Raw genomic sequence first — 24,690 nt, 5'->3', positions numbered from 1 at the left:
CCGGGGCACCCCCGATCAGCGGATCACTATCGGTCGAACGCGGCCGCGGCCGTGCCGCGCTGGCGCCACCAGAGCAGCGGGCCGCTGGCCAGGTAGCCGACGACCAGTACCGCGAAGGTGAGCCGGATGTCGACGAGCGCGCCGATCACCGGCGCCAGCCACACCCACGGCGGCAGCTTGACCAGCCGGGCGAGCTTGGCGTACGGGAAGCTGGAGACCATCGCGAAGGCGAGCAGCCCGACCCCGGCGACCTGGACCGTGCCGGAAACCGGCAGCCCGATCAGAACCACCAGGGCGAGCACCGCGGCGGCCATCGTGGTCGGCACCCCGCAGAAGAACCGCCCGTCCTTGGGTGAGACGTTGAACCGGGCCAACCGGACCGCGGCACAGGCGGCGACCAGGGCGCAGGCGACCGCGGCGGCCGGGGTCGAGACCGAGCCGGACAGCGAGGCGTAGACCACCACGGGTGCGGCCAGGCCGAACGAGCACATGTCGGCCAGCGAGTCCATCTGGGCGCCGAACGGGCTGGCCACCCCGAGCCGGCGGGCCAGCGCCCCGTCGAGCCCGTCGAAGACCACGCAGGCGATCAGGCAGAACGCCGCGATCCGCTCGTCACCACGCATGGCCAGGAAGATCGCCAGCATGCCGAGCGTCAGGCTGGCCAGGGTGCAGCCGTTGACCAGCGCGAACTTGACCCGACGGGCGACCGTGCGCTCGCCGGGCAGCAGCGGGATGGCCATCGAGGTGCTCGCGTCGTCGACCGGGGTCATCGGCCCGAGCGCGGGACTGACCGGCACTACCGACTCGAACTCCGCCTCGGTCCGCCGGTCGATGCCATACCGCCTGCGGAACGGGGTGCGGCGGTCACCGGGGTGGTGGTGCTCGGGCCGGGTCACGGTGGCGGTCGAGCCACCCCGCTCGTCGTCCCGACGTGCGACCCGGACGAGAAGCACCTGCCTGGCGAACGCGCCGCCCCGGCGCAGTTGCCCGGCCCAGCGGCGCCCGGCGGGGCGCGGGTTGTCCGTCGTACGCCGACGCCAAGGGGCTCTCGGCACATTTCCTCCATTACCCGATCGACTCATTCGCCACTCCCGGCGGCGCCCGGCTGGCTCGTGCCGGGGTCCCGGGGTCGTTGGCCGGCAGGCTTTTGCGGCCTACACCATCGCACAGACGCGAGTGCCTTGGCGATAGCTGCCAGTGGAGCATTTTCCGCAAACCACTCGAACCGCGCAGAACCCCTATCCGGGGCATTATGCCGACGACTGGCGCCGGCCGCTCTCGCCGCCAGTGTATCGGAATCATCCACAACGGTCATTTCGCTGACGTTTCACCTGCCCAGCCGCCCCAGTGCCAGGACCGCGACGTCGGTCAGCGGCAGCGCCGCCGTCTCGCCCACCGGGAACCACGCCGCCTCGGCCGTCGACCCGCCCGGCGCCTCGGTCACCCGCGCCTCGGTCGGCACGTCCACCTCGACCCGGTAGATCGCCCGTACGCTGTGCCAGTTCATCGGCCGGCCCTCCGGCCCACGGGCGGCGGGACTGTGCAGGTGCGTGACATCGATCAGACCGGTCACCCGGCCGAGCTGCCCCGCCTCCTCCACCAGTTCGCGGAGCAACCCGGTGGCCGGCTGCTCGCCGTGGTCGGTACCGCCACCGGGCAGGTGCCAACTGCCGGCGCCCGGATAGCCGTCCGCGATCAGCGCCAGCAGCACCCGGCCGGCCGGGTCGGTCACCAACCCGTACGCGGCGAACCGCTGGCCGGAGTCGGGCGGCAGCGGCGGCAGCGGGCGGCGTACCGCACCGGGTGGCGGCTCCGGCAGTGGGGTGACCGGCTGACCGAGCAGTTCGGCGGTGAACGGCATCAGCGGCAACCCGGTCAGCTCCGCCGGCGACACCCAGGCCGCCAGGTCGGTGCTGCCGTCCGACTCGGCACGCAGCGTGCCGCCGATCGGTCGGACCTCGTAGACGACCCGGTCGGTGTGCACGTCGGTGTCGGGGCCGCCGAGCCGGCTCACCTCGGCCAGCACCGCGCGTACCTCGACGATCTCGACCCGCAGGCCGGTCTCCTCGGTGAACTCCCGGACCAGCGCGTCCGCCGGGTGCTCGCCGTGCTCCACCCCGTCGCCGGGCAGCTGCCAGATTCCGGCGACGTCGGCGGTCTTCGACGACCGGGTGAGCAGCACCCGTCCGTCGTCGTCCCGGCACAGCCCGTACGCCCCGATCCGTCGCCGCCGCATCGCACCCCGTCCCCCGTGTCGACCATCCGTTGATCACGAGGTTAGCTCCGCCGGCCGGCGGACCGGCCCGCCCGAGCGGTGCGGGGTGCTGTCGCGGTCGGCGGGGATCAGGCGCGGCGGGCGGCCTGGACGGCCTCGGCGGTCACCTCGGTGAGCCGCTCGGCGGGCAGGGCGGCCAACTCGTCCGGCCCGAACCAGCGCGCCTCGGAGGTGGATCCGCCGACGTCGCCGACGGTCGGCGGCGCGGGCGCGTCGACCGCGACCCGGTAGAAGGCCCGTACGCCGTGCCAGTCGATCGGGTAGCCCTCCGGCCCCAGTGAGGCGGCGTCCCGGTGACTCGCCACCCCGAGCAGCTCGATCAGGCGCCCGCGCTGGCCGGTCTCCTCGACCAGTTCGCGGATCAGCGCCGCGCCCGGCTGCTCGCCGTAGTCGGTCCCGCCACCGGGCAGGTGCCAGCAACCGGCCCCCGGATAGCCGTCCGCCACCCGGGTCAGCAGCACCCGGCCGGCCGGGTCGGTGGCCACCGCGTACGCGGCGAAGCGCTGCGCGCGGTGCAGCCCGTCCGGGCCCGGCACCGCGTTGAACGACGGGAAGTCGGGTGCCTCCTCCGGGCAGAGGTCGATCGGGCCCGGCGGCAGCTCCAGCGCACGGGCGGTGAACGGGCGCAGTGGCAGCGACTTCGCCTCGTCCAGGCTGTGCCAGCGGGCCAGGTCGGTCGGCTGGCCGATCCGGTCGCAGAGTGTGCCGCCCCGGACCGAGACCCGGTAGAGCAGCCGGTCGGTGTGGATGGTGACACCGCGCTGCGGCAGGGAGCGCATGTCGGCCAGCACGTCGATCAGCCCGGAGACCGAAACCGACAGTCCGGTCTCGGCCGCGGTCTCGCGTACCACCGTGTGGTTGGGGTCCTCGCCGTGGTCGACCGCACCGCCCGGCAGCGACCACACTCCGGGCGTGCCGGACCGGGACGAGGCGCGTACGAGCAGCACCTGGTCCTCGGAATCTGTACAAACGGCGTAGGCCGCGATCCTACGAATCGGCTCCAGCGCAGGGGTCACAGGGCCAAATTCTCCCCGGATCATGTTCCCGCTCGATGAACAGAGTCAGATTCCTGACACTCGACCGCCCTTTAGGGGGACAGTCAGGGTAGGGATCGGGGCGGTCACCGAGGTCAGCGGGTCGGGCGGCGCGGACCGTGGAGACATGACCGAGATGCCGTCACAGCAGAGCCCGCAGTTCCAGAGCCCGCAGTCCCCGAGCCCGCAGTTTCAGGGGCCACAGTTCCAGGGGCCGCAGTTCCCAGGTGCGCCGTCCCAGGGGCCACCGTTGGGAGGCCCGCAGTTTCAGGTGCCGTACCGGCAGCTGCGGCGGCCGGTGACCGATCGGATGCTGGCCGGCGTCGCCAGTGGGCTGGGGCGTTACTTCGCCGTGGACCCGACCCTGGTCCGGGTCGTCTTCGCGGTGGCCGTGCTGCTCACCGGTGGCGTGGCGCTGCTGGCGTACCCGATCATGTGGTTTCTGATGCCGGCCGAGCCGGCCGGCGCACCCGCCTGGCCGCACCCCGCGCCGGGCTGGCAGCCGCCGGCTCCCGGCGCCGGTCCGGTCACGCCGTCGGCGTGACCGGGTGGACCGGGGCTATTCCCACTCGATGGTGCCCGGCGGCTTGCTGGTGACGTCGAGCACCACCCGGTTCACCTCGGGAACCTCGTTGGTGATCCGGGTGGAGATCCGGCCGATCAGGTCGTAGGGCAGGCGGGACCAGTCGGCGGTCATCGCGTCCTCGCTGGAGACCGGGCGCAGCACCACCGGATGACCGTAGCTGCGCCCGTCGCCCTGCACCCCGACGCTGCGTACGTCGGCGAGCAGCACCACCGGGAACTGCCAGACGTCGCGGTCCAGGCCGGACGCGGTCAGCTCCTCGCGGGCGATCAGGTCGGCGGCGCGGAGCAGGTCGAGCCGCTCGCGGTCGACCGCGCCGATGATCCGGATGGCCAGCCCCGGACCGGGGAACGGGTGCCGCCAGACCATCTCCTCGGGCAGCCCGAGCGCCACCCCGAGGGCCCGGACCTCGTCCTTGAACAGCGTGCGCAGCGGCTCGACCAGCGCGAACTTCAGGTCGTCCGGCAGGCCGCCGACGTTGTGGTGGGACTTGATGTTGGCGGTGCCGGTGCCGCCGCCGGACTCCACCACGTCCGGGTAGAGCGTGCCCTGGACCAGGAACTCCACGTCCCCGGCGGCGGCCACCTCGCGGGCGGCGGCCTCGAAGACCCGGATGAACTCCCGACCGATGATCTTGCGCTTCTGCTCCGGGTCGATGACCCCGGCCAGCGCGTCGAGGAACCGGTCGGCCGCGTCGACCACCTTCAGCTTGATGCCGGTCGCGGCCACGTAGTCCTGCTCCACCTGCTCGGCCTCACCGGCCCGCAGCAGCCCGTGGTCCACGAAGACGCAGGTGAGCTGGTCACCGACGGCCCGGTGGACCAGCGCCGCGGCCACCGCCGAGTCGACCCCGCCGGACAGCCCGCAGATGACCTCCCGGTCACCCACCCGGGCCCGGATCGCGGCCACCTGCTCGTCGATGATGTTGGCCGGCGTCCAGGTCGGCTCGATCCCGGCGACGTCGTAGAGGAAGCGGGTCAGCACGGTCTGGCCGTGCGCGGTGTGCCCGACCTCCGGGTGGAACTGCACCCCGGCCCGACGACCCACCAGGTCCTCGAACGCGGCCACCGGCGCCCCGGCGGAGCCGGCGGTCACCGCGAAGCCGGCCGGCGCCTCGGTCACACAGTCACCGTGGCTCATCCAGACCGACAGCTCGGCCGGCAGCCCACGCAGCAGCACCCCGGCCTCGGCCGCCGGGCTCAACGCGGTGCCGCCGAACTCCCGGCCACCGGTCTGCGCCACCGTGCCGCCGAGCGCCTGCGCCATCGCCTGGAAGCCGTAGCAGATACCGAAGATCGGCACCCCGGCGTCGAACAGCTTCGGGTCGACCTGCGGCGCACCGGCCGCGTAGACACTCGAAGGACCACCGGAGAGGATGATCGCCGCGGGATCCCGGGCCAGCATCTCGGCCACCGGCATGGAGTGCGCAACGATCTCGGAGTAGACCTTCGCCTCCCGTACCCGACGGGCGATGAGCTGGGCGTACTGGGCTCCGAAGTCAACCACAAGGACGGGGCGCGGCGTGCTCATGTGCAGGAAGCCTACCTACTGACCCGGCGCGGGAGCGAATCGCCCGCCGGCACGCGATCATGTTCGCGGGTCGGGACACGCAACCTGAACAGCCATCCCGACGTTTTGTCAATAGGGCGTCCGGCAGAAATGTGGCCAGACCGCCCACGAGGTCAACAATCGGCTGTTCACGGCCGACCGGAAGGAGCCGACACGATGGCGGACGGCGGACAGCACCGGGCGGTCGCGGACGAACCCGACACCAGCACAGACCGTACGCCGGGCGGCTGGCGCAGCCGGCGCCGGATCAGTTGGGCGGCCGGGATCGTGGTCGCCGTACTCCTGATCGCCGGCGCCGCCGTGATGACCAACGCCCTGCGCGGCTCCGGGACGGCCGACCCCGCCGCGTTACGGCCCGACCCGAGCGGATCGGCGCCGGCGTTCGGCCCGACCGCCACGCCCAGTCCCACCCCCGAACCGGGGGCCGGGCTGACCGGGCCGCTCAACCTGCTGCTCGTCGGTGTCGACACCCGGATCAGCGACCCGGACTGGGAGCCGCACGCGGACGCCGTACTGATCATGCACGTGACGAAGGAACTGGACCGGGCGTACCTGTTCTCCCTGCCCCGGGACCTGGTGGTCGACATCCCGCCGTTCGCCAAGGCGAAGTTCGGCGGCCAACGGACCAAACTGACCCACGCGATGAGCTACGGCAGCCGGTCCGCCGACGGCAAGACCAAGCCGAGCGCGACCCAGGGGCTCGAACTGGTCGAGACGACGGTCAGCCGCTACACCGGGATCGCCGCCTGGGACGCGAGCGCCGTACTCACCTTCGACGGGTTCGACAACCTGGTCGACGCGCTCGGCGGGGTCGACCTCAACATCGACCAGCGGGTCGCCTCCCAACACCGCCAGCCCAACGGCGAGCACCGGCCGGGCAACGCCGGCGGGGACGGGTACGCCGGCCCGCAGATGGTCTACGAGCAGGGCCAACGGCACCTCAACGGTTGGCAGGCGCTGGACTACTCCCGGCAGCGGTACATCACCGGCGGCGACTACGCCCGCCAGCGCCACCAGCAGCAGCTCATCAAGGCGATCATCGGGCGGGTGGTCAGCGAACAGCTCGCCCGCGACCCGAACCGGCTCGAACAGGTGATCCGGGCGCTCGGCGAGACGCTCGTCTTCAGCGGGCGGGGCCAGCGGGTGATCGACTTCGCGTTCGCGCTCAGCGGGTTGCGCCCCGAGGCGATCACCCTGGTCGGGCTGCCCGGCGCGTCGGTCGGCAAGGGCGGGTCGTACCGGGGCGAACAGCTCACCCAGGCCGGCACCCGGTTCCTCACCGAGTTGCGCGCCGGACGGGTGGACGCGTACCTGGCGGCCAATCCCAAACTCGTGGTCACCCAGTAGCGACCAGTCAGCCAGTAGCCACGTCAGTCGGTAGCGGCGTCAGCCGGTAGCGACCGGGGCACCCCCGCTCAGGAGACCGGGGGTGGCGGCGGCGGGGCGGTCGTGCCGGCGAGCCAGGCGTCGAAGAGCGGGCTCAGCGTACGACCGGCGACCCGCTCGGCGACGGTCACCAGATCGGCGGTGACCACGCTGCCGTTGCGCTTCTCGGCGGTCCAGGTCTTCAGCAGCCGGAAGAACGCCTCGTCGCCGAGGGTCACCCGCAACGCGTGTACGGCCAGCGCGCCGCGCTGGTACACCGGCCGCCCGAACAGCGCCGATCGACCCGGATCGAGGGCCGGCTTCGCCCAGTCCGTGTCCGCGTACGCCCGGTCGAACGACTGCTGCGCGGTGATGCCACCGTCGTGTTCGGTCCAGAGCCACTCCGCGTAGGTGGCGAAGCCCTCGTTGAGCCACAGGTCGCTCCACCGGCGCACCGAGACACTGTCACCGAACCACTGGTGAGCCAGCTCGTGGGCGACCACCGTGTCGTTCGGGCCGGAGGTGAAGAACGCCGGGCCGTAGACCGGCCGGGACTGGGTTTCCAACGCGTACCCGATCCGGCGGTCGTTGAGCGCTATGCCGCCGTACGACTCGAACGGGTAGGGGCCGAACCGGGTGCCGAGGAAGTCGGCGATCTCACCGGTGCGGTCCAGCGACCGCTGCGCCGGTCCGTCCTCGGGCAGGCTCGCCGCCACCGCCGTCACCAGCGGCTTGCCGTCGTGCGTGCCGGTCTCCACCCGATAGTCCCCGATCACCAGGGTGGCCAGGTAACTCGCCATCGGCGTCCGTTCGGACCAGCGCCAGGTGGTCCAGCCGTCGGCGGTGGACCGCTCCCCCGGTACGCCGTTGCTCAGTGCGGCCAACTCGCCCGGCACGGTGATCGCTATGTCGTAGCTGGCCTTGTCCGCCGGGTGGTCGTTGACCGGGAACCAGGTGCTCGCCGACTCTGGCTGGCCGAGCGCGATCGCGCCGTCCTCGGTGGCCATGAAACCGCCCTCGCCGAGGTCGGGGCTGTTGATCGGGGCCGGCAGGCCGTCGTAGTCCACCTCGACGGTGAACCGGTCGTCCCGGGCCAGGCCCCGCTTCGGGGTGATCACCAGTTCGCCGTCGTCGTGCCGGTAGTCCGACCGGGCGCCGTCCACCACCACCTTGTTCACCGTCAGCCCGACCAGGTCAAGGTTGAACCGGGACAGGTCGGCGGTGGCGGTCGCGGTGATGGTGGCGGTGCCGGACAACCGGTCGTCGGCCGGGTCGTAGCGCACCCTCAGGGCATAGTTGGCCACGTCGTAGCCGCCATTGCCGTAGCGGGGGAAGTAGGGGTCGCCGACCCCGTCGGCGCCCGGTTGGAAGTTCCGCCCGGCCCGCGACGACCCCGCGCCGTCCGACCCGGTGCAGCCGGCGGCGAGCACCAGCACACCGGCCACCGTCGCCGCGAGGATGGCGGCCGGGCGCGCGCCGACCACCGTACGTCCAGATCCGCCCCGGAACCACCGACCGTGAGTCACCGGACGAGCCTAGGGTGCGGCGGCGCCGGTCGCGCCGGCAACCGCCGCACTCTGCCCGAACAGGGGTGCGGTTACCGCTCCAGGTCGAGCACGAGGCCAACCTTCTGGAACTCCTTCAGGTCGCGGTACCCGCACTTGGCCATCGCCCGGCGCAGCCCGCCGAAGAGGTTCTGCTGCCCGTCCGGCTCGTCGGCCGGACCGTAGAGCAGCCGCTCCATCGAACCGAGCGACTCCTCGGCCACGCCGAACGCGCCGCGCGGCAGGTCCGGGTGGCTGGCGGCCGGGTGCCACCAGGCACCGGCGGCCGGGGCCTCGTCGCAGAGCGACAGCGGCTCGCCGAGCATCACCGCGTCGGCCCCGCAGCCGAGCGCCTTCGCGATGTCCCCGGAGGTACGCAGGTCACCATCGGCGATCAGGTGGACGTACCGGCCACCGGTCTCGTCGAGGTAGTCCCGGCGGGCCGCGGCGGCGTCCGCGATCGCGGTCGCCATCGGCACCCGGATGCCGAGCACCGACTCGGTGGTCGACCACTCGTCGCCGCCGAGGCCGACGATCACGCCGGCCGCTCCGGTACGCATCAGGTGCAGCGCGGTCTTGTAGTCGGTGCAGCCGCCGACGACCACCGGCAGGTCGAGGTCGGCGATGAACTCCTTGAGGTTGAGCGGCTCGTCGGTGGTGGAGACGTGCTCCGCCGAGACGAGCGTGCCCTGGATGACCAGGATGTCGACGCCCGCGTCGAGGATCACCGGGGCGAGGGCCAGGGTGTGCTGCGGCGAGACCCGTACGGCCACCGTGCCGCCGCCCTCGCGCATCTGCCGGACCCGCTCGGTGATCAGCTCCGGCCGGATCGGCTCGGCGTAGACCTCCTGGAGGCGGCGGGTGGCGTTCGAGTCCTCGCCGAGCCCGCTCAGCTCCTCCAGGATCTTGGTCGGGTCCTCGTACCGGGTCCAGAGACCTTCGACGTTGAGCACGCCGAGACCGCCGAGCCGGCCGAGGGCGGCGGCCGAACTCGGGCTCATGGTGGCGTCCGAGGGGTGCCCCACGCAGGGGATCCGGAACGGGTAGGCGTCGAGCTGCCAGGCCGTGGACACGTCGTCCACGTCCCGGGTACGACGGCTCGGCACGATCGCGATGTCGTCCAGGTGGTAACCGCGCTGCGCGGTTTTACCCAGCCCGATTTCGACCACGTCACGCATGGGGCACTCCAGCGGATGAGAAGGTTGGCGGCGAGTCGGTGGCGCGGGTCAGCGGGTGTGGTAGTTCGGTGCCTCGACGGTCATCTGGATGTCGTGCGGGTGGCTCTCCTTGAGCCCGGCCGCGGTGATCCGGATGAGCTGGCCACGGCGGTGCAGCTCGGGGATGCTCTCCGCGCCGACGTACCCCATCGCGAGCCGCAGCCCGCCGATGAGCTGGTGGGCGACGGAGACCAGCGGGCCCCGGTACGGCACCTGACCCTCGACGCCCTCCGGGACCAGCTTCTCCTCGCTGGTCACGTCCTGCTGGAAGTAGCGGTCCTTGGAGTACGACCGGGCCTGGCCACGCGACTGCATGGCACCCAGCGACCCCATCCCCCGGTACGCCTTGTACTGCTTGCCGTTGATGATGAGCAGGTCGCCGGGGCTTTCCTCGCAGCCGGCGAGCAGGCTGCCGAGCATCACCGTGTCGGCGCCGGCGACCATCGCCTTGGCGATGTCGCCCGAGTATTGAATGCCGCCGTCGGCGATGACCGGAACCCCGGCCGGGCGGCAGGCCCGGACAGCCTCCATGATCGCGGTGATCTGCGGCACGCCGACCCCGGCCACCACCCGGGTGGTGCAGATGGCGCCCGGCCCGACGCCGACCTTGACCGCGTCGGCACCCGCCTCGACCAGGGCCTTCGCCCCGGAGAAGGTGGCCACGTTGCCGCCGATCACGTCGACCGTGGTGTCCTTCTTCAGCCGGGTCACCATGTCCAGCACGGCCCGCTGGTGGCCGTGCGCGGTGTCCACGATCAGTACGTCGACACCGGCCTCGACCAGGGTCCGGGCCCGCTTGTACGAGTCCTCGCCGACCCCGACCGCCGCCGCTACCCGCAGCCGGCCGGCGTTGTCCTTGCTGGCGTTCGGGAACTGCTCGCTCTTGGCGAAGTCCTTGACGGTGATCAGCCCGCGCAGCCGGCCGTTGCCGTCGACGATCGGCAGCTTCTCGACCTTGTGCTGGCGCAGCAGTTCCAGCGCCTCGTCCTTGGAGACCCCGACGGTCGCGGTGACCAGCGGCATCCGGGTCATGATGTCGCGGACCGGGGTGTCGCCGTCGGTGACGAAGCGCATGTCCCGGTTGGTGACGATGCCGACCAGCAGCCCGTCGGCGTCGGTGACCGGCACGCCGGAGATCCGGTACCGGCCGCAGAGCGAGTCAACGTCCCGCAGGGTGTGTTCCGGGCTACAGGTGATCGGGTTGGTCACCATGCCGGCCTCGGACCGCTTGACCAGGTCGACCTGGAGCGCCTGGTCCTCGATCGAGAGATTGCGGTGCAGTACGCCGATGCCGCCCTGCCGGGCCATGGCGATCGCCATCCGGCCCTCGGTGACCGTGTCCATCGGGCTGGACAGCAGCGGGATGGCGATGGAGACGTTGCGGGTCATCCGGGTGAGCGTGTTCACCTTGCTGGGCACGATGTCCGACTCGGCGGGCTGCAACAGCACGTCGTCGAAGGTGAGCCCGAGCGGCACCGCGCGGGCGGAACCGGAGGGCAGTTCGGGCATGAGCCCGCCGAATTGGTCGGCGTCGCCGCTGCCCGACGGAAGATCGTTGGTGGGTGAATTGTCCACGAGTTCTCCCCTGAGCTGGTTGGTCGGGCTTCGCCGGGTGACGAGGGCGCACGCATCGGCGTGCCCGTACGTGCGGCGCGATGGTTCATCGTACCCAGTGAGCTGCGTCGGCCCGGCAGGAGCAGCCGGTACGTCGGCGGCCCGCACCCGCTATGACGGCGGTCGACGCCCGGCGCCGCGGTGGCCGTACGCGGGCACGCCCGGCGGGCCGGGCGACGAGGGTGGGCGGGACGGGTACGGATACGACTACGGTGGAGGGGTGCACGACGAGCCGATCGACCCGTTCAACGGCGACCCCGCCGATCCGTCGGCCGGGCTCGACGACCCCGCCGAGGATGCCCAGCTCGACCCGCTCTCCGAGGTCGAGCGGCAGGATGTCCTCGAAGACCTCGCCGACCTGGAGATCTACCAGGCGTTGCTGGGGCCGACCGGAGTCCGGGGCCTGGTGATCGAGTGCGAGGACTGCCACGAGCCGCACTACTTCGACTGGGATCTGCTCCGGGGCAACCTGCGGCACCTGCTCAGCTCCGGCCGGCCCAGGGTGCACGAGCCGGCCTTCGATCCGGACCCCGACCACTATGTGACCTGGGAATATGCCCGAGGTTACGCCGACGGGGTGCACGACACCCTGGCCGAGGGGACCGACGACGAGGAAGAGCCGTCGAGCTGAGCCGGTAGCGCCGGGTCGTACACATCGGGGCTTTCGGCCCGGCCGACGAGGCACATTTCGGGGCTTCGGTCTCAGGCGACGAGGCCGGCTCGGAAGCCGGCGGCGACGGCGTGCGCCCGGTCCCGGGCGCCGAGCTTGCGGAACAGCCGGCGGGCGTGGGTCTTGACGGTGTCCTCCGAGACGAACAGCTCCCGGCCGATCTCCGCGTTGCTCTTCCCGTCGGCCATGCCGAGCAGCACCTGCAACTCCCGTTCGGTCAACGCCGCCCGCCGCAGCGGTCCGGCCGCGCCGGGGCCGGCGGCGGCCGGTGCCGGCCGACCGTAACCGCCGGTGTTCACCGGGTCGCCCCGCCGGGGGCCGCTGAACCGGTTGTCCGGCGGTGTGTTCGTCCGGGGCTCGGCGGTGTCGACCGCCGATCCGTCGCCGTCGGCGGGCGTGCGGTCGCCGGGGGCACCGGGTACGTCGTCGCCGCGCTGCACCGGCACCATCGTCGGTGCGTTCGCCCCGCCGTTGTCGTCCGCCGCGTCGGCCCGCCCGCCGAGGTTCGAGCCGAGCGCCGGGCCGGTCACCAGCGGCCCGGTTCCGCCGGGGCGGGCCGGCAGCCGGGAGGCGGCGGTGGACAGCCGTTCGGTGGCGGCCCGCCCGGCGACCTCGGCCGGCAGCGGCGCACCGGTCGACCCGCCGGCACCGCCGGTAAGCCCGGTGCCCCGGCCACCCCGGCCGGGCGTACTGAGCAGCAGCATCGCCTTTGCCACCACGCTGACCAGGTCGTGGTCGCCGCCGGGCAGCAGTCCCCGGCCGCCGGCCGCGATCACCGCCGCCGCCACGCCGGGCTCCTCCGCGCCGAGCAGCAGGATCGCCGCACCGGGGGCGCGGGCCAGCACCCGCCGGGTGAACCCGGCGCTGTCCGGCCGGGTGAGCGCGGTGTCGACCAGCAGCACGTCGGCCGGGCGTTCGGCGAGGCGCAGCATCACCTCCGGGTCGGAGATCGCCGTACGCACCACGGCCGCCAGCCCTAGCCGGGCCGCGGCGGACGCGACGCTCTGCGCCGCGAGCGGTGTCCGGACACAGACGAGGACAGTACGCACGGTGGTCTCCTTTCCCCCTGACGAGCAGACCACGACCGCCCCTGATCATGACGAGTTTCCGGCTGATGGAAAGGAAAGTTTTTGCCTCTTCCGGCTGGTTCCACCGGCTTACCGCCCTGCTGGCGCCGCCTGGGGGCGCTGTCGGGATGGCCGGCCGCAGTCGACGTCGGCCGGACCGGTGACAGAAATGATCAGGTCCGGGCGATCGGGTACGTGTGACGCGACGGCGGGCTGGGTATGGCGGAACCGAGGCCGGAATCGGGTGTGTTTACGCGGCCCGCCGCCCGGACACCGGCCTTGATCGGGTGTCCGTCGCGGTGCCGCGGGAGGAGGGTTGCAGATGTCGAACGTACGCAGACTGCCCGGACCCATCGTCGATCTGTGGGAATGGCAACGGTTCGGGGCCTGCCGAGGGCGCGACACCGCGCAGTTCTTCCATCCCGACGGGGAACGCGGGGCGTCCCGCAACCGCCGGGAGACGGGGGCGAAGAAGGTCTGCGGGACCTGCCCGGTACGCCCCGAGTGCGCCGCGCACGCGCTGACCGTACGCGAGCCGTACGGCGTCTGGGGCGGCTTCAGCGAGTCGGAGCGGTTGCGGCTGCTCGCCGTCGGCTGGGAGGACCTTGCCGACCGGCGCCGTACCCGGGTCGACATCTCCCGGTTGGAAGCCCGGCTCGGCCGGCCGTTCCACTCGACCGGTCCCTCCACGATCCCGGCGCAGCGCGCCGCGAGCTGACCGAACCCTCCCGGTACCTCAGCGCACCGTCACCCGGACGGTGTGCCAGCCGGTGGCGCCGTCCGGTGCCACCGGCCGGGGTTGGCCGGACTGGGTCGCGCCGGTGGCGTCGGTGGCCCGTACCCGCAGGGTGTGCTCACCGGCGGTCGCCTGCCACACCCGTGACCACTGCACCCAGGTGTCGACCGAGGCGGCCGGAGCCAGCGCGGCCGGCTCCCACGGGCCGTCGTCGACCTGCACCTCGACCTGCTTGATTCCCCGGTGCTGCGCCCATGCGACCCCGGCGATCGTGACCGGGCCGGGGCTGAGTCGGTTGCGCGGCCGAGGGGTGTCGATCCGCGACTGGGTCTTGATCGGTCCGTCCGGCGCCCAGCCGCGCGGCACCCAGTAGGCGTCGAAGTCGGTGAACCGGGTCAGTTCCAGCTCCACCACCCACTTGCAGGCCGAGACGTAGCCGTACAGGCCGGGCACCACCACCCGGACCGGGAAGCCGTGCTGGACCGGGAGCGGTTCGCCGTTCATCCCGATGGCGAGCATGGCGTCGCGGCCGTCGCGCATCAGCGCGGTCGGGGTGCCGCAGGTCCAGCCGTCGGCGGACCGGCCCACCACCTGGTCGGCGTCGTCGAAGGGTCCGGCCTGGTCGAGCAGTTCCGCCAGGGGTACGCCGAGCCAGCGGGCGTTGCCGACCAGGTCCCCGCCGACCTCGTTGGAGACGCAGGCGAGGGTGATGTCGCGCTCGATCAGCGGCCGGGCGAGCAGATCGGCGTAGCTGAGTGTGATCGGGTTGCGGACCCGCCCGTGGATGCGCAGTCGCCAACTGTCCGGGTCGACCTGCGGCACCACCAGCGCGGTGTCGATCCGGTAGAACCGGGAGTTCGGCGTCATGTACGGGGCGAGCTGTGGCAGCGACAGGTCGGCGCCGGCCGGCACCGGTGGCGCGGGGCTGGCCGGGGCCGGCAGGGTCAGCGCCGCGCGGGCGTCGGAGACCCCGCGCCGGGTGGCCAGCCAGCGCCCGCCGAAGCCGCTCACCGCGGCGGCGCCCGCCGCCACCGCCACCCCGGTCAGAAACCGCCGCCGCCCCTCCACCAGATCCAACTCCTCAACCGGCGCACGGTCCCCAACCGGTGCACGGTCCTCGACCGGTGCACGGTCCTCGACCACCGCATGCTCGCCGAGCGCGGGCTCGGTGGCCGGGACCGGGGCCGGGGCCGGCACACCCGTCCGGGCTGGCACGGTGGAGGTGACCAGGGGCGCGTCCGGCCACGGGGCCGGGACCAGGACGCCACGCAGCCGGCGCAGCACTCCGGCGGCCAGGGCGGCGCCGACCAGCGAGGGCAGTACGGCGGTGGCGCCGGCACCGGGGCGGGTCAGGGCCGCGGTCGCGCCGACGATCCCGAACAGGGCGATGCCGGCGTACCCGAGCGGCGGGGTGCGCAGCGCGCCGATGCCGATCAGCGCGGCGAAGCCGGCCAGGAGCAGGGCGGTGCCGATCAGCAGCGCGGTCTTGTCGTGTACGCCGAACACATCGATCGCGAACTGCTTCAGCGGTTCGGGTACGAGGTCGACCACGACCCCGCCGACCGCTACCAGCGGAGCGGACCGCGCCCCAGTGGGTACGGCGACCAGTTCGGCCGAGCCGATCGCGACCGTGGCGGCGGCGATCCCGGCCAGTGCGCCGTACCTGCGTTTTGGCGTGCTCACCGGCCCAGTGTTGACGATCATCGGGCGGACCGGTAGTGACGTGGACCGCTGCCGAACGCAAACCAGGGTAGATTCGCGCGGTCCGGCGCTTTGTACGCCATTGACGCTGATCTACCCTGGTTCGACGGTTATCGCAGGTGGTGCGGTGTTACGGGTGGTGCGGCGTCACGGGTGGACTAGAAGCCCGGACCGTGCTGGTGGCCGTGGCCGTGGCCACCGCCGGCCGAAGCCTCCGCCCTGGCCGGCTTCTCCACGATCAGGCTCTCCGTGGTGAGCAGCAGACCGGCGATCGACGCGGCGTTGATGACCGCGTTGCGGGTCACCTTCACCGGGTCGACGATGCCGGCCTTGGCCAGGTCGACGTACTCGTCGGTGGCGGCGTTGAGGCCGAAGCCCCAGTCGCCGGCGGCGACCTTCTGCACGACCACGTAACCGTCGTGCCCGGCGTTCTGGGCGATCCAGCGCAGCGGCTCGACCAGCGACTTGCGGACGATCGAGACACCGACCTTCTCGTCACCGGTGAAGCCCAGGTCGTCGTCGAGCACCGAGGCGATCTGCACCAGGGCGGCGCCGCCACCCGGGATGATGCCCTCCTCGACGGCGGCCTTGGTGGCGGCGATCGCGTCTTCGATGCGGTGCTTGCGCTCCTTCATCTCGACCTCGGTCGCCGCGCCGGCCTTGATCACCGCGATGCCACCGGAGAGCTTCGCCAGCCGCTCGGCCAGCTTCTCCCGGTCCCAGTCGGAGTCCGAAGCCTCGATCTCCTTGCGGATCTGGGCGACCCGGTCGGCCACCTCGGTGCTCCGGCCCTTGCCGTCGATCACCGTGGTGTTGTCCTTGTCGACCACTACCCGGCGGGCGCTGCCGAGCACCTCAAGGCCGACCGTGTCGAGCTTGTAACCCAGCTCGGGCGCGACCAGCTCGGCGCCGGTGATGACCGCCATGTCCTGCAACAGCGCCTTGCGGCGGTCGCCGAACCCGGGGGCCTTGACCGCGCAGACCTTGACCGTCTTGCGGATCGAGTTGACCACGAGCGTGGACAGGGCCTGGCCCTCCACGTCCTCGGCCACGATCAGCAGCGGCTTGCTGGTCTGGAGGACCTTCTCCAGCAGCGGCAGCAGTTCCTCGATCGCCGAGATCTTCTGGGTCGTGATCAGGATGTACGGGTCGTCGAGGACCGCTTCCTGCGACTCAGCGTCGGTCACGAAGTTCGGCGAGATGAAGCCCTTGTCGAACTGGAGTCCCTCGGTGACCTCCAGCTCGGTGGCGAGGGTGGAGCCTTCCTCGACGGTGATGACACCGTCGCGGCCGACCCGCTCCATCGCCTCGGCGATCAGGTCGCCGATGGTCGCGTCCTGCGCCGAGATGGTCGCCACGTGCGCGACCAATTCCCGGCTGCCGACCTCGACGGCCTTGGCGAGCAGCGCCTCGGACACCTTGGTGGCGGCCGCGTCGATGCCCCGCTTGAGACCGGTCGGGTTGGCCCCGGCGGTCACGTTGCGCAGGCCCTCGCGTACGAGTGCCTGGGCCAGCACGGTCGCGGTGGTGGTCCCGTCGCCGGCGACGTCGTTGGTCTTGGTCGCCACCTCCTTGACCAGCTGCGCGCCGAGGTTCTCGTAGGGGTTGGTGAGCTCGATCTCCTTGGCGATGGTCACGCCATCGTTGGTGATCGTCGGCGCACCGAACTTCTTGTCCAGGACGACGTTGCGCCCACGCGGGCCGAGGGTGACCTTGACCGTATCGGCGAGCGTGTTGACACCGTGCTCCAGCAGGTGCCGGGCGTCATCCGAGAAGCTCAGAATCTTCGCCATGTTTTACTCGGGTCCCTTCACACAGCACTGCCCCGGCCCGGCATGCCGGTCCGGGGCAGTGATCACTGATCGGTCAGATCACTACTTCTCGATGACCGCGAGGACGTCGCGGGCGGAGAGCACCAGGTACTCCTCGCCGGCGTACTTAACCTCGGTGCCGCCGTACTTCGAGTAGAGGACCGTGTCGCCGACCTTGACGTCAACCGGGATCCGGTTGCCCTTGTCGTCGATGCGGCCCGGTCCGACAGAGAGGACGGTGCCCTCCTGCGGCTTTTCCTTGGCGGTGTCGGGGATCACGATGCCCGACGCCGTGGTCGTCTCAGCCTCGTTCGCCTGGACCAGGATCCGGTCCTCGAGCGGCTTGATCGCAACCTTGGTCGCGGTAGTCACGGGCATACCCTCCTGGGGTACTGGTTTCTGTGCCGGCCAGCGAGCCGGCCAGCGTCAATCTGCCACATGCCACCGGGCGGGTCCGTCGTCGCGGGAGCCGGTCCGCCTGGCGTTTCAGCCACCGGACCGGAGCCCGGAAGCTGGCACCCTCGGACTGAGAGTGCTAACGGCAGGTTATGCCGGTGGCTAGCACTCCGTCAAGGAGAGTGCCAACATGACGGCCGGCGTGTTCGGTGAAACCCCTTACCAGGCCACCGCCGGACCGGCCGCGCCGCACCGTCCCGGGGCGCCTCGCCCACCCCACCAGCGATCGACGTGTACTGCCTCACATCGAGCGTGCGCTGCCCCACAATGTCTCGATGGATCTCGACCAGCTCGCCGCGCTGCGTACACCGGTGGGGGTGGCCGCGCTCGCCGCGGCGGCCGACGTGGCCGGCGGTGACCCGCTGGCCGCGGCCACCGCGCTCCGCTCGGCGGGTCTGCCGGGTCCGCTCGCCGCCACCGCCCTCACCCAGGCGGAGTTGCGCCGCCGGGCGGTCGGCAAGTTCGGCCCGGCCGCCGCCGGGATGTTCTTCACCCGGTCCGGGCTGGAGCAGGCGACCAGGTCCGTGGTCGCCGACCGGCGGGCCCGCCGGTTGCGCGACGCCGGGGTGCGCACCCTGGCCGACCTGGGTTGCGGCCTCGGCGCGGACGCGCTCGCCGCCGCCCGTGCCGGGATCCGGGTGTACGGGGTGGAGGCCGATCCGACCACCGCCGCGCTGGCCGCCGCGAACGCGGAGGCGGCCGGGCTGGCCGCCTGCTTCACCGTCGAGTGCGCCGACGCGACCGGATTCGACCCGACCGGTCTGGACGCGGTCTTCTGCGATCCGGCCCGGCGCGCGACCGGTGGCCGGCGGATCTTCGACCCGGCCGCGTACTCACCGCCGTGGGACTTCGTGCTCGGCCTGGCGCGGCGGGTGCCGTACACGGTGGTGAAGGTCGCGCCGGGACTGGACCACCGGCTGATCCCGCCGGGCGCGGAGGCGGAGTGGGTCAGCGTCGACCGGGATCTGGTCGAGGCCGCGCTCTGGTGCGGGCCGCTCGCCGGGCCCGCCCGCCGCGCCACCGTGCTGCGGACCGCGCGGGAATCCGCCGGCCCGATCCCGGTCCAGCCGGCCGGCGGTACGGGGTCCGGCCGGGTCGCGGTGGCCCAGCTCACCGGCACCGGGGCGGTGCAGGCGCCGGTCGGCCCGGTCCGGCGTTACGTCCACGACCCGGACGGCGCGGTGGTCCGGGCCCACCTGGTCGCCGAGTTCGCCGAGGGCGTGGCCGGCTCCCTGGCCGACCCGGACATCGCCTATGTGTACGCCGACACGGCGACGCCGACCCCGTTCGCCCGGTGCCTGGAGGTCACCGACGTGCTGCCGTTCTCGCTGAAGCGGCTGCGCGGGCTGCTGCGCGGTCGCCGGGTCGGCCGGGTGGAGATCCTGAAGCGGGGTTCGGCGCTGGATCCGGAGCGGCTGCGGCACGATCTGCGCCTGTCCGGCGACGAACCGGCCAGCCTGGTGCTGACCCGGGTGGCCGGCGCGCCCACGGTGCTGGTCTGTCGGCCGGTGTCACCGACCGGGTAGGGTCCCGGCCGTGGCAGGTCAGGCGACCCCGGCGACGGCACTGCTGGTCAGGCAGAAGGTCGCGCACACCACCCACCCGTACGACGTGCCGGCGGACTCGCCCGGCTACGGCGCGGAGGTGGCCGCCGTACTCGGGGTGGATCCGGCGCGGGTGTTCAAGTCGCTGGTCACCGAGGTCGACGGGGCGTTGACCGTGGCGGTCGTGCCGGTCACCGGCGAGCTGGACCTGAAGGCGTTGGCGGCGGCGGTGGGCGGCAAACGGGCGGCGCTCGCCGACCGGACGGTGGCCGAGCGGACCACCGGGTACGTCCGGGGCGGGATCAGCCCGCTCGGCCAACGAAAGCGGTTACCGACCGTAGTCGATTCATCGGCAGAGCGTTTCTCCACTGTGTACGTCTCCGCCGGCCGACGTGGCCTGCAACTCCAGCTCGCACCGGCCGACCTGATCCGGCTGACCAGCGCGGTCATCGCGGCGATCGCCGCCGACTGACCGGCGAACTGCCCACTTTCGACCCACCTGCTGCTGCTTGCCGGTACTTGGTCAGTCGATGACCGTCGTTGCACTCTGTGCTTTTTCCCACACAAAATTGATAGCACTCGGGCGAACGGCGTGAGCCGACAGAGCGCCCGTCTCGGCGACGGTTCGGTCATTTGGCCCGACAGGGGTTGAACCAGGCGGCAAATGGGAACGATCCACCCAGACGAAGCGACCCGATGACGGCCGCATGTCACTCGCGTTGCTGAATTGTTATCGCAGGCAACAAAACTCGTGGCCTCGGCACTCTTGTGTCCCACCCCGTGCGCGCAATACGTTGCCGGACACAACAAAAGTAAGTACGGCCCACTCTGACCATCCCTTGCAGTGGCGGCTGCCCGCACCGACGAGCCGCACCACGCAACGACTCAGCGGACCGAACCCCACCCCCCGAAAGGACCCGTAGCAATGCGCAAAGGGATCCTCACCATCGCCGCCGTGGGCCTGCTGGCCACCGGTGCACTGACGGCCTGCGGCGACAACTCCGACGAGGCCGGTGGCGGCAACGCCGCCAAGACCCCGAAGATCGGCGTGATCCTGCCGGACAGCGCCTCCTCCGACCGCTGGGAGACCGCGGACCGGAAGTACCTGGAGGAGGCCTTCAAGACCGCGGGCGTCGACTACGTCATCCAGAACGCCCAGGGCGACAAGTCCCAGTTCCAGACCATCGCCGACCAGATGATCACCGGTGGCGCGACCGCCCTGATGATCGTGAACCTGGACTCCGGCACCGGTAAGGCCGTACTCGACAAGGCGAAGTCCCAGGGCGTCGCCACCATCGACTACGACCGCCTCACCCTCGGCGGCTCGGCCCAGTACTACGTCAGCTTCGACAACGTCGCGGTTGGCAAGCTCCAGGGCGAGGGCCTGGTCAAGTGCCTGACCGAGAAGGGTGTCAAGAACCCGGTCGTGGCCGAGCTGAACGGCTCGCCGACCGACAACAACGCCACCCTGTTCAAGAACGGCTACGACTCGGTGCTCCAGCCCAAGTACGACTCCAAGGAGTACGTCAAGGGCCCCGACACCTCCGTTCCGGGCTGGGACAACGCCCAGGCGGGCACCATCTTCGAGCAGAACCTGACCTCGCAGGGCGGCAAGATCGACGGCGTGCTGGCCGCGAACGACGGCCTCGGCAACGCGGTCATCTCCGTGCTCAAGAAGAACAGCCTCAACGGCAAGGTCCCGGTGACCGGCCAGGACGCGACCGTCCAGGGCCTTCAGAACATCCTCGCCGGTGACCAGTGCATGACCGTCTACAAGGCGATCAAGCAGGAGGCTCAGGCGGGCGCCGAGCTGGCCATCGCGCTGGCAAAGGGCGAGAAGAAGGACGTCGGCCAGACGGTCAAGGACCCGGAGGGTGGGCGTGACGTCCCGTCGGTCCTGCTCGCGCCGAAGGCCATCGACAAGACCAACGTCAAGGCGGTCATCGACGACGGTTTCGTGACCAAGGAAGAGCTGTGCACCGCCGCGTACGCCGCGGCCTGCACCGCCGCCGGCATCAGCTGAACCCTGCTCTGACCCCGTTCGGAGTCACCGTGCCCGTCCGTCGACCGTAGGTCGGCGGACGGGCACACCGGGTTGACCCGACCGGATGCCTGTTCGAACCCTCGCGACCGGCGCCCCGCGAACGGACACCCCGCGACCGGAACACCCCCGCGATCGGACACCCGTGAAAAGGAGACCCACCGTGTCCGCGACACCCTTGCTGGAGCTGCGCGGGATCGACAAGAACTTCGGTCCCGTGCAGGTCCTGCGCGACGTCGCCTTCGCCGCCTATCCGGGCGAGGTGACCGCCCTCGTCGGCGACAACGGCGCCGGCAAATCGACGCTGGTCAAGTGCATCAGCGGCATCTACCCCATCGACGGTGGCGAGTTCATCTTCGACGGCAGGCCGGTGACCGTGAACAACCCGCGGGACGCCGCCGCGCTCGGCATCGAGGTCGTCTACCAGGACCTGGCCCTCTGCGACAACCTCGACATCGTGCAGAACATGTTCCTCGGTCGGGAGAAGACCAGCGGCCTGGTCCTGGACGAGGTCACGATGGAACGGATGGCCGCGGAAACCCTCGCCGGCCTCTCCGTCCGTACGGTCAAGTCACTGCGTCAGCTCGTGGCCAGCCTCTCCGGCGGACAGCGGCAGACGGTCGCGATCGCCAAGGCCGTGCTCTGGAACAGCAAGCTGGTCGTCCTCGACGAGCCGACCGCCGCGCTCGGCGTCGCGCAGACCGCCCAGGTGCTGGAACTGGTCCGCCGGCTGGCCGACAACGGCCTCTCGGTCGTGCTCATCTCGCACAACATGAACGACGTCTTCGCCGTGTCGGACCGGATCGCCGCGCTCTACCTCGGGCGATCGGTGGCCCAGGTCAAGACCACCGACATCACCCACTCCCAGATCGTGGAGCTGATCACCGCGGGACGCAGCGGCGATCTCGGTCTGCGGTCCGAGAACGGCGACACCACCGGCGCCGGTCACGCGGAACTCATCACCCCTGGAGCCGAGCAATGAGCACCTCCACCCCTACCGCGGTACGCGAGGAGCCGGTGCCCGTACCGACGCGCACGGTCAACGACCACGTGCGTGACTACATCGGCCGGGTACGTGGCGGCGACATCGGCGCGCTGCCGGCCGTACTGGGCCTGGTGGTGCTCTGCATCGGCTTCTCGATCGCCCGCCCGGAGTTCTTCTCCGCCATCAACTTCGCCAACCTCTTCACCCAGGGCGCCGCGGTCATCCTGATCGCGATGGGACTCGTCTTCGTCCTGCTGCTGGGCGAGATCGACCTCTCCGCCGGGTTCGCCAGCGGTGTCTGCGCCTCCGTGCTCGCGGTGCTGCTCACCCTGCACGGCTGGCCCTGGTACGGCGCGCTGGTCGCGGCCCTGGTCACCGGTGTGGTGATCGGGCTGGTGCTCGGTGTGCTGGTGGCGAAGGTCGGCATCCCGTCGTTCGTGGTCACCCTGGCCGCGTTCCTCGCCTTCCAGGGCGTGGTGCTGCTGCTCATCAAGGGCGGCACCAACATCTCGGTCCAGGACAAGGTCATCGTCTCGATCGAGAACAGCAACGTGAAGCCGGTCCTCGGCTGGTTGCTCGCCGCCGCCGCGGTGCTCGGCTACGCCGCCGTACAGCTCATCCGTTATCGCGGTCGGGTGGCCCGGGGCCTGATCGTCGACCCGTTCCTGGTGGTGCTGGCCCGGATCGCCGCCGTCGCCCTGCTCGTCGGCGTCGCGACGTACATCCTGAACCAGGAACGCAGCATCAACACCCTGATCACGTCGAACAAGGGCATGCCGATCGTCGTACCGGTGATCGCGATCCTGCTGGTCGTGCTCACCTTCGTGCTCCAGCGCACGGTCTACGGCCGGCACGTCTACGCGGTCGGCGGCAACGCCGAGGCCGCCCGGCGGGCCGGTATCAACGTGGACCGGATCCGGATCTCGGTCTTCGTGATCTGCTCGCTGCTGGCCGCGATCGGCGGCATCGTCGCGGCCAGCCGTGGCCGGTCGGTCGACCCGAACACCGGCGGCAGTAACGTGCTGCTCTACGCGGTGGGCGCGGCGGTCATCGGCGGCACCAGCCTCTTCGGCGGCAAGGGCCGGGTGTTCGACGCGGTCCTCGGTGGCGCGGTGGTCGCGGTGATCGACAACGGGATGGGCCTGCTCGGCTACAGCTCCGGGGTCAAGTTCGTGGTCACCGGCCTGGTGCTGCTGGCCGCGGCCGGGGTGGACGCACTCTCCAGAAGACGTGCCGCCGCCACCGGACACAGATGACGTCGTCTCCCGAAAGTGATGTGAACAACCGATGCGCGCCGGGCCGAGCCAGGAGGAAGTCCGCCGCCAGAATCTGGGCGCGCTGCTCCGCTACGTGCACGTGCACGGCGCGACCTCGCGGGCGGAACTCACCACCGCGCTCGGGCTCAACCGCAGCACCATCGGCGCGCTGACCGCCGAGCTGACCGCCGCCGGGCTGGTCAGCGAACGGGCACCCCGGGAAACCGGCCGGGCCGGACGACCGTCACTGGTCGTCCGGCCCGAGTCCGCCCGGGTCTACGCGTACGCGTTCAGCATCGAGGTGAACCGGTTGCGGGTGGCCCGGATCGGGCTCGGTGGTGTGGTGCTCGACCGGCGGGAGGCGCCCCGGCCGCCCGACGTGCCGGCCGAGGAGACGGTGCCGGTGCTGGCCGGCTTCCTCAAGGAGATGCTCCAGGCGGTGCCGAAGGGCTCGGTCTACGTGGGTGCCGGCGTGGCGGTCTGCGGCATGATGCGCGGGCGCGACGGGGCGGTGCACGTACATCCGCCGACCGGCTGGGTCGACGGGGCACTGGGCCCGCTGCTCACCGCCGACCTGGACTCGAACCGGCCGATCCTGGTCAACCGGGCGGCCGACGTCAGCGCCCTGGCCGAACACATCCGGGGCGCGGCGGCCGGCCTGGACAACGTCATCTACCTGCACCAGGACGTCGGCGTCGACGCCGGCATCATCGTCGGTGGCCGGCGGTTGACCGGGCACGGCGGCTTCGGCGGCGAGGTGGGCCACATGGTGGTGCATCCGGGCGGTCAGCCGTGCGGGTGCGGCTCACGGGGCTGCTGGGAGACCGAGATCGGCGAGTATGCCCTGCTCCAGGCCGCCGGCCGGAGCAACCTCGTCGGGCACGACGCGGCCCGCGCGGTGGTCGAGGCGGCGGCGTACGGCGACGCGAGCGCGAAGACCGCCGTACGGCAGGTCGGCGACTGGCTCGGTTTCGGCGTGGCGAACCTGATCAACATCTTCAACCCGGACGTGGTGATCTTCGGCGGGCCGCTGCGGGACATCTACCTCGCCGCCGCCACCCAGGTACGCAGTCGGCTCAACGCGATGGCGCTGGCCGTACCGCGCGACCACGTGCGGCTGCGGACCCCGCAGCTCAGTGACGAGGCGGTGCTGATCGGCGCGGCCGAACTGGCCTTCGAACAGTTGCTCGCCGATCCGCTCGACGCCGCCGCCTGACTTCGG

General features: G+C 71.5%; 21 protein-coding genes. 10 read left to right on the top strand and 11 right to left on the bottom strand.

Annotation, left to right across the window (positions count from 1 at the left end; translation table 11 throughout):
* Positions 1-26: 26 nt before the first annotated feature.
* From OG792_RS03605 to OG792_RS03595, 3 genes are all read right to left on the bottom strand, one after another.
* A complete protein-coding gene (locus OG792_RS03605) occupies positions 27-983 on the bottom strand; it encodes a CDP-alcohol phosphatidyltransferase family protein (RefSeq protein WP_329111100.1) in 957 nt (318 codons plus the stop codon).
* Positions 984-1,327: 344 nt separating this feature from the next.
* Positions 1,328-2,236: an NUDIX hydrolase gene (locus tag OG792_RS03600; RefSeq protein ID WP_329107289.1), complete on the bottom strand. Its 909-nt coding sequence runs from the start codon at positions 2,234-2,236 to the stop codon at positions 1,328-1,330.
* Between the two features lie 107 nt (positions 2,237-2,343).
* The gene (locus OG792_RS03595) at positions 2,344-3,291 is read right to left on the bottom strand and encodes an NUDIX hydrolase (RefSeq protein ID WP_329107287.1); all 948 of its coding nucleotides are present in this window, start codon (positions 3,289-3,291) and stop codon (positions 2,344-2,346) included.
* A 268-nt stretch (positions 3,292-3,559) separates the two neighbouring features.
* Between OG792_RS03595 and OG792_RS03590 the strand changes: the two genes are divergently transcribed.
* Entirely contained in the window at positions 3,560-3,853 is a 294-nt protein-coding gene (locus OG792_RS03590) for a PspC domain-containing protein (RefSeq protein ID WP_329111098.1), read from the top strand.
* 15 nt (positions 3,854-3,868) lie between these two features.
* On the opposite strand, the gene guaA is transcribed toward OG792_RS03590, so the two are convergent.
* A complete protein-coding gene (guaA, locus tag OG792_RS03585) occupies positions 3,869-5,422 on the bottom strand; it encodes a glutamine-hydrolyzing GMP synthase (protein WP_329107285.1) in 1,554 nt (517 codons plus the stop codon).
* 195 nt (positions 5,423-5,617) lie between these two features.
* Here guaA and OG792_RS03580 point away from each other — a divergent pair, with 195 nt between their 5' ends.
* Positions 5,618-6,808 (top strand): LCP family protein, encoded by a 1,191-nt coding sequence (locus OG792_RS03580; protein WP_329107283.1) that lies wholly within the window; start codon positions 5,618-5,620, stop codon positions 6,806-6,808.
* A gap of 68 nt (positions 6,809-6,876) precedes the next feature.
* Here OG792_RS03580 and OG792_RS03575 read toward each other — a convergent pair whose 3' ends face one another.
* The 3 genes from OG792_RS03575 to guaB form a co-directional block, all read right to left on the bottom strand.
* Positions 6,877-8,310, bottom strand: coding sequence for a M1 family metallopeptidase (locus OG792_RS03575; RefSeq protein ID WP_442932439.1), 1,434 nt, complete (start codon positions 8,308-8,310; stop codon positions 6,877-6,879).
* A gap of 113 nt (positions 8,311-8,423) precedes the next feature.
* Positions 8,424-9,548, bottom strand: coding sequence for a GuaB3 family IMP dehydrogenase-related protein (locus OG792_RS03570; RefSeq protein WP_329107281.1), 1,125 nt, complete (start codon positions 9,546-9,548; stop codon positions 8,424-8,426).
* Positions 9,549-9,596: 48 nt separating this feature from the next.
* Positions 9,597-11,162 (bottom strand): IMP dehydrogenase, encoded by a 1,566-nt coding sequence (guaB, locus tag OG792_RS03565; RefSeq protein ID WP_329107278.1) that lies wholly within the window; start codon positions 11,160-11,162, stop codon positions 9,597-9,599.
* A gap of 259 nt (positions 11,163-11,421) precedes the next feature.
* Between guaB and OG792_RS03560 the strand changes: the two genes are divergently transcribed.
* Positions 11,422-11,832: a DUF5319 domain-containing protein gene (locus tag OG792_RS03560; RefSeq protein ID WP_329107276.1), complete on the top strand. Its 411-nt coding sequence runs from the start codon at positions 11,422-11,424 to the stop codon at positions 11,830-11,832.
* Between the two features lie 71 nt (positions 11,833-11,903).
* On the opposite strand, the gene OG792_RS03555 is transcribed toward OG792_RS03560, so the two are convergent.
* Positions 11,904-12,920, bottom strand: a complete 1,017-nt coding sequence (locus OG792_RS03555) for a response regulator transcription factor (protein WP_329107274.1) — start codon at positions 12,918-12,920, stop codon at positions 11,904-11,906.
* Positions 12,921-13,260: 340 nt separating this feature from the next.
* Here OG792_RS03555 and OG792_RS03550 point away from each other — a divergent pair, with 340 nt between their 5' ends.
* Positions 13,261-13,656, top strand: a complete 396-nt coding sequence (locus OG792_RS03550; protein WP_329107273.1) for a WhiB family transcriptional regulator — start codon at positions 13,261-13,263, stop codon at positions 13,654-13,656.
* Between the two features lie 18 nt (positions 13,657-13,674).
* Here OG792_RS03550 and OG792_RS03545 read toward each other — a convergent pair whose 3' ends face one another.
* The 3 genes from OG792_RS03545 to groES form a co-directional block, all read right to left on the bottom strand.
* Entirely contained in the window at positions 13,675-15,357 is a 1,683-nt protein-coding gene (locus OG792_RS03545; protein WP_329107271.1) for a molybdopterin-dependent oxidoreductase, read from the bottom strand.
* 176 nt (positions 15,358-15,533) lie between these two features.
* Positions 15,534-17,168 (bottom strand): chaperonin GroEL, encoded by a 1,635-nt coding sequence (gene groL, locus OG792_RS03540; RefSeq protein ID WP_329107269.1) that lies wholly within the window; start codon positions 17,166-17,168, stop codon positions 15,534-15,536.
* Between the two features lie 81 nt (positions 17,169-17,249).
* On the bottom strand, positions 17,250-17,564 hold the full coding sequence (gene groES, locus OG792_RS03535; RefSeq protein WP_121158486.1) for a co-chaperone GroES: 315 nt from the start codon (positions 17,562-17,564) through the stop codon (positions 17,250-17,252).
* A 353-nt stretch (positions 17,565-17,917) separates the two neighbouring features.
* On the opposite strand from groES, the gene OG792_RS03530 reads away from it, so the two are divergent.
* From OG792_RS03530 to OG792_RS03505, 6 genes are all read left to right on the top strand, one after another.
* Positions 17,918-19,168 (top strand): THUMP-like domain-containing protein, encoded by a 1,251-nt coding sequence (locus OG792_RS03530; RefSeq protein WP_329107267.1) that lies wholly within the window; start codon positions 17,918-17,920, stop codon positions 19,166-19,168.
* A 10-nt stretch (positions 19,169-19,178) separates the two neighbouring features.
* Positions 19,179-19,658, top strand: a complete 480-nt coding sequence (ybaK, locus tag OG792_RS03525; RefSeq protein WP_329107265.1) for a Cys-tRNA(Pro) deacylase — start codon at positions 19,179-19,181, stop codon at positions 19,656-19,658.
* Positions 19,659-20,111: 453 nt separating this feature from the next.
* Complete coding sequence (locus OG792_RS03520; protein ID WP_329107263.1) at positions 20,112-21,209, top strand: sugar ABC transporter substrate-binding protein; 1,098 nt, start codon at positions 20,112-20,114, stop codon at positions 21,207-21,209.
* Between the two features lie 181 nt (positions 21,210-21,390).
* On the top strand, positions 21,391-22,209 hold the full coding sequence (locus OG792_RS03515; protein ID WP_329107261.1) for an ATP-binding cassette domain-containing protein: 819 nt from the start codon (positions 21,391-21,393) through the stop codon (positions 22,207-22,209).
* A complete protein-coding gene (locus OG792_RS03510; RefSeq protein ID WP_329107259.1) occupies positions 22,206-23,468 on the top strand; it encodes a sugar ABC transporter permease in 1,263 nt (420 codons plus the stop codon). Before OG792_RS03515 ends, OG792_RS03510 begins: the two co-directional genes overlap by 4 nt.
* Before the next feature lie 31 nt (positions 23,469-23,499).
* The gene (locus OG792_RS03505; RefSeq protein ID WP_329107257.1) at positions 23,500-24,684 is read left to right on the top strand and encodes an ROK family transcriptional regulator; all 1,185 of its coding nucleotides are present in this window, start codon (positions 23,500-23,502) and stop codon (positions 24,682-24,684) included.
* Positions 24,685-24,690 lie beyond the last annotated feature (6 nt).

This window comes from Micromonospora sp. NBC_01699, assembly GCF_036250065.1.
In the GTDB taxonomy this organism is placed as follows: Bacteria; Actinomycetota; Actinomycetes; order Mycobacteriales; family Micromonosporaceae; genus Micromonospora_G.
The sequence above is the reverse complement of the archived record's forward strand: the minus strand, read 5'-3'. Positions and strand labels throughout refer to the sequence as shown.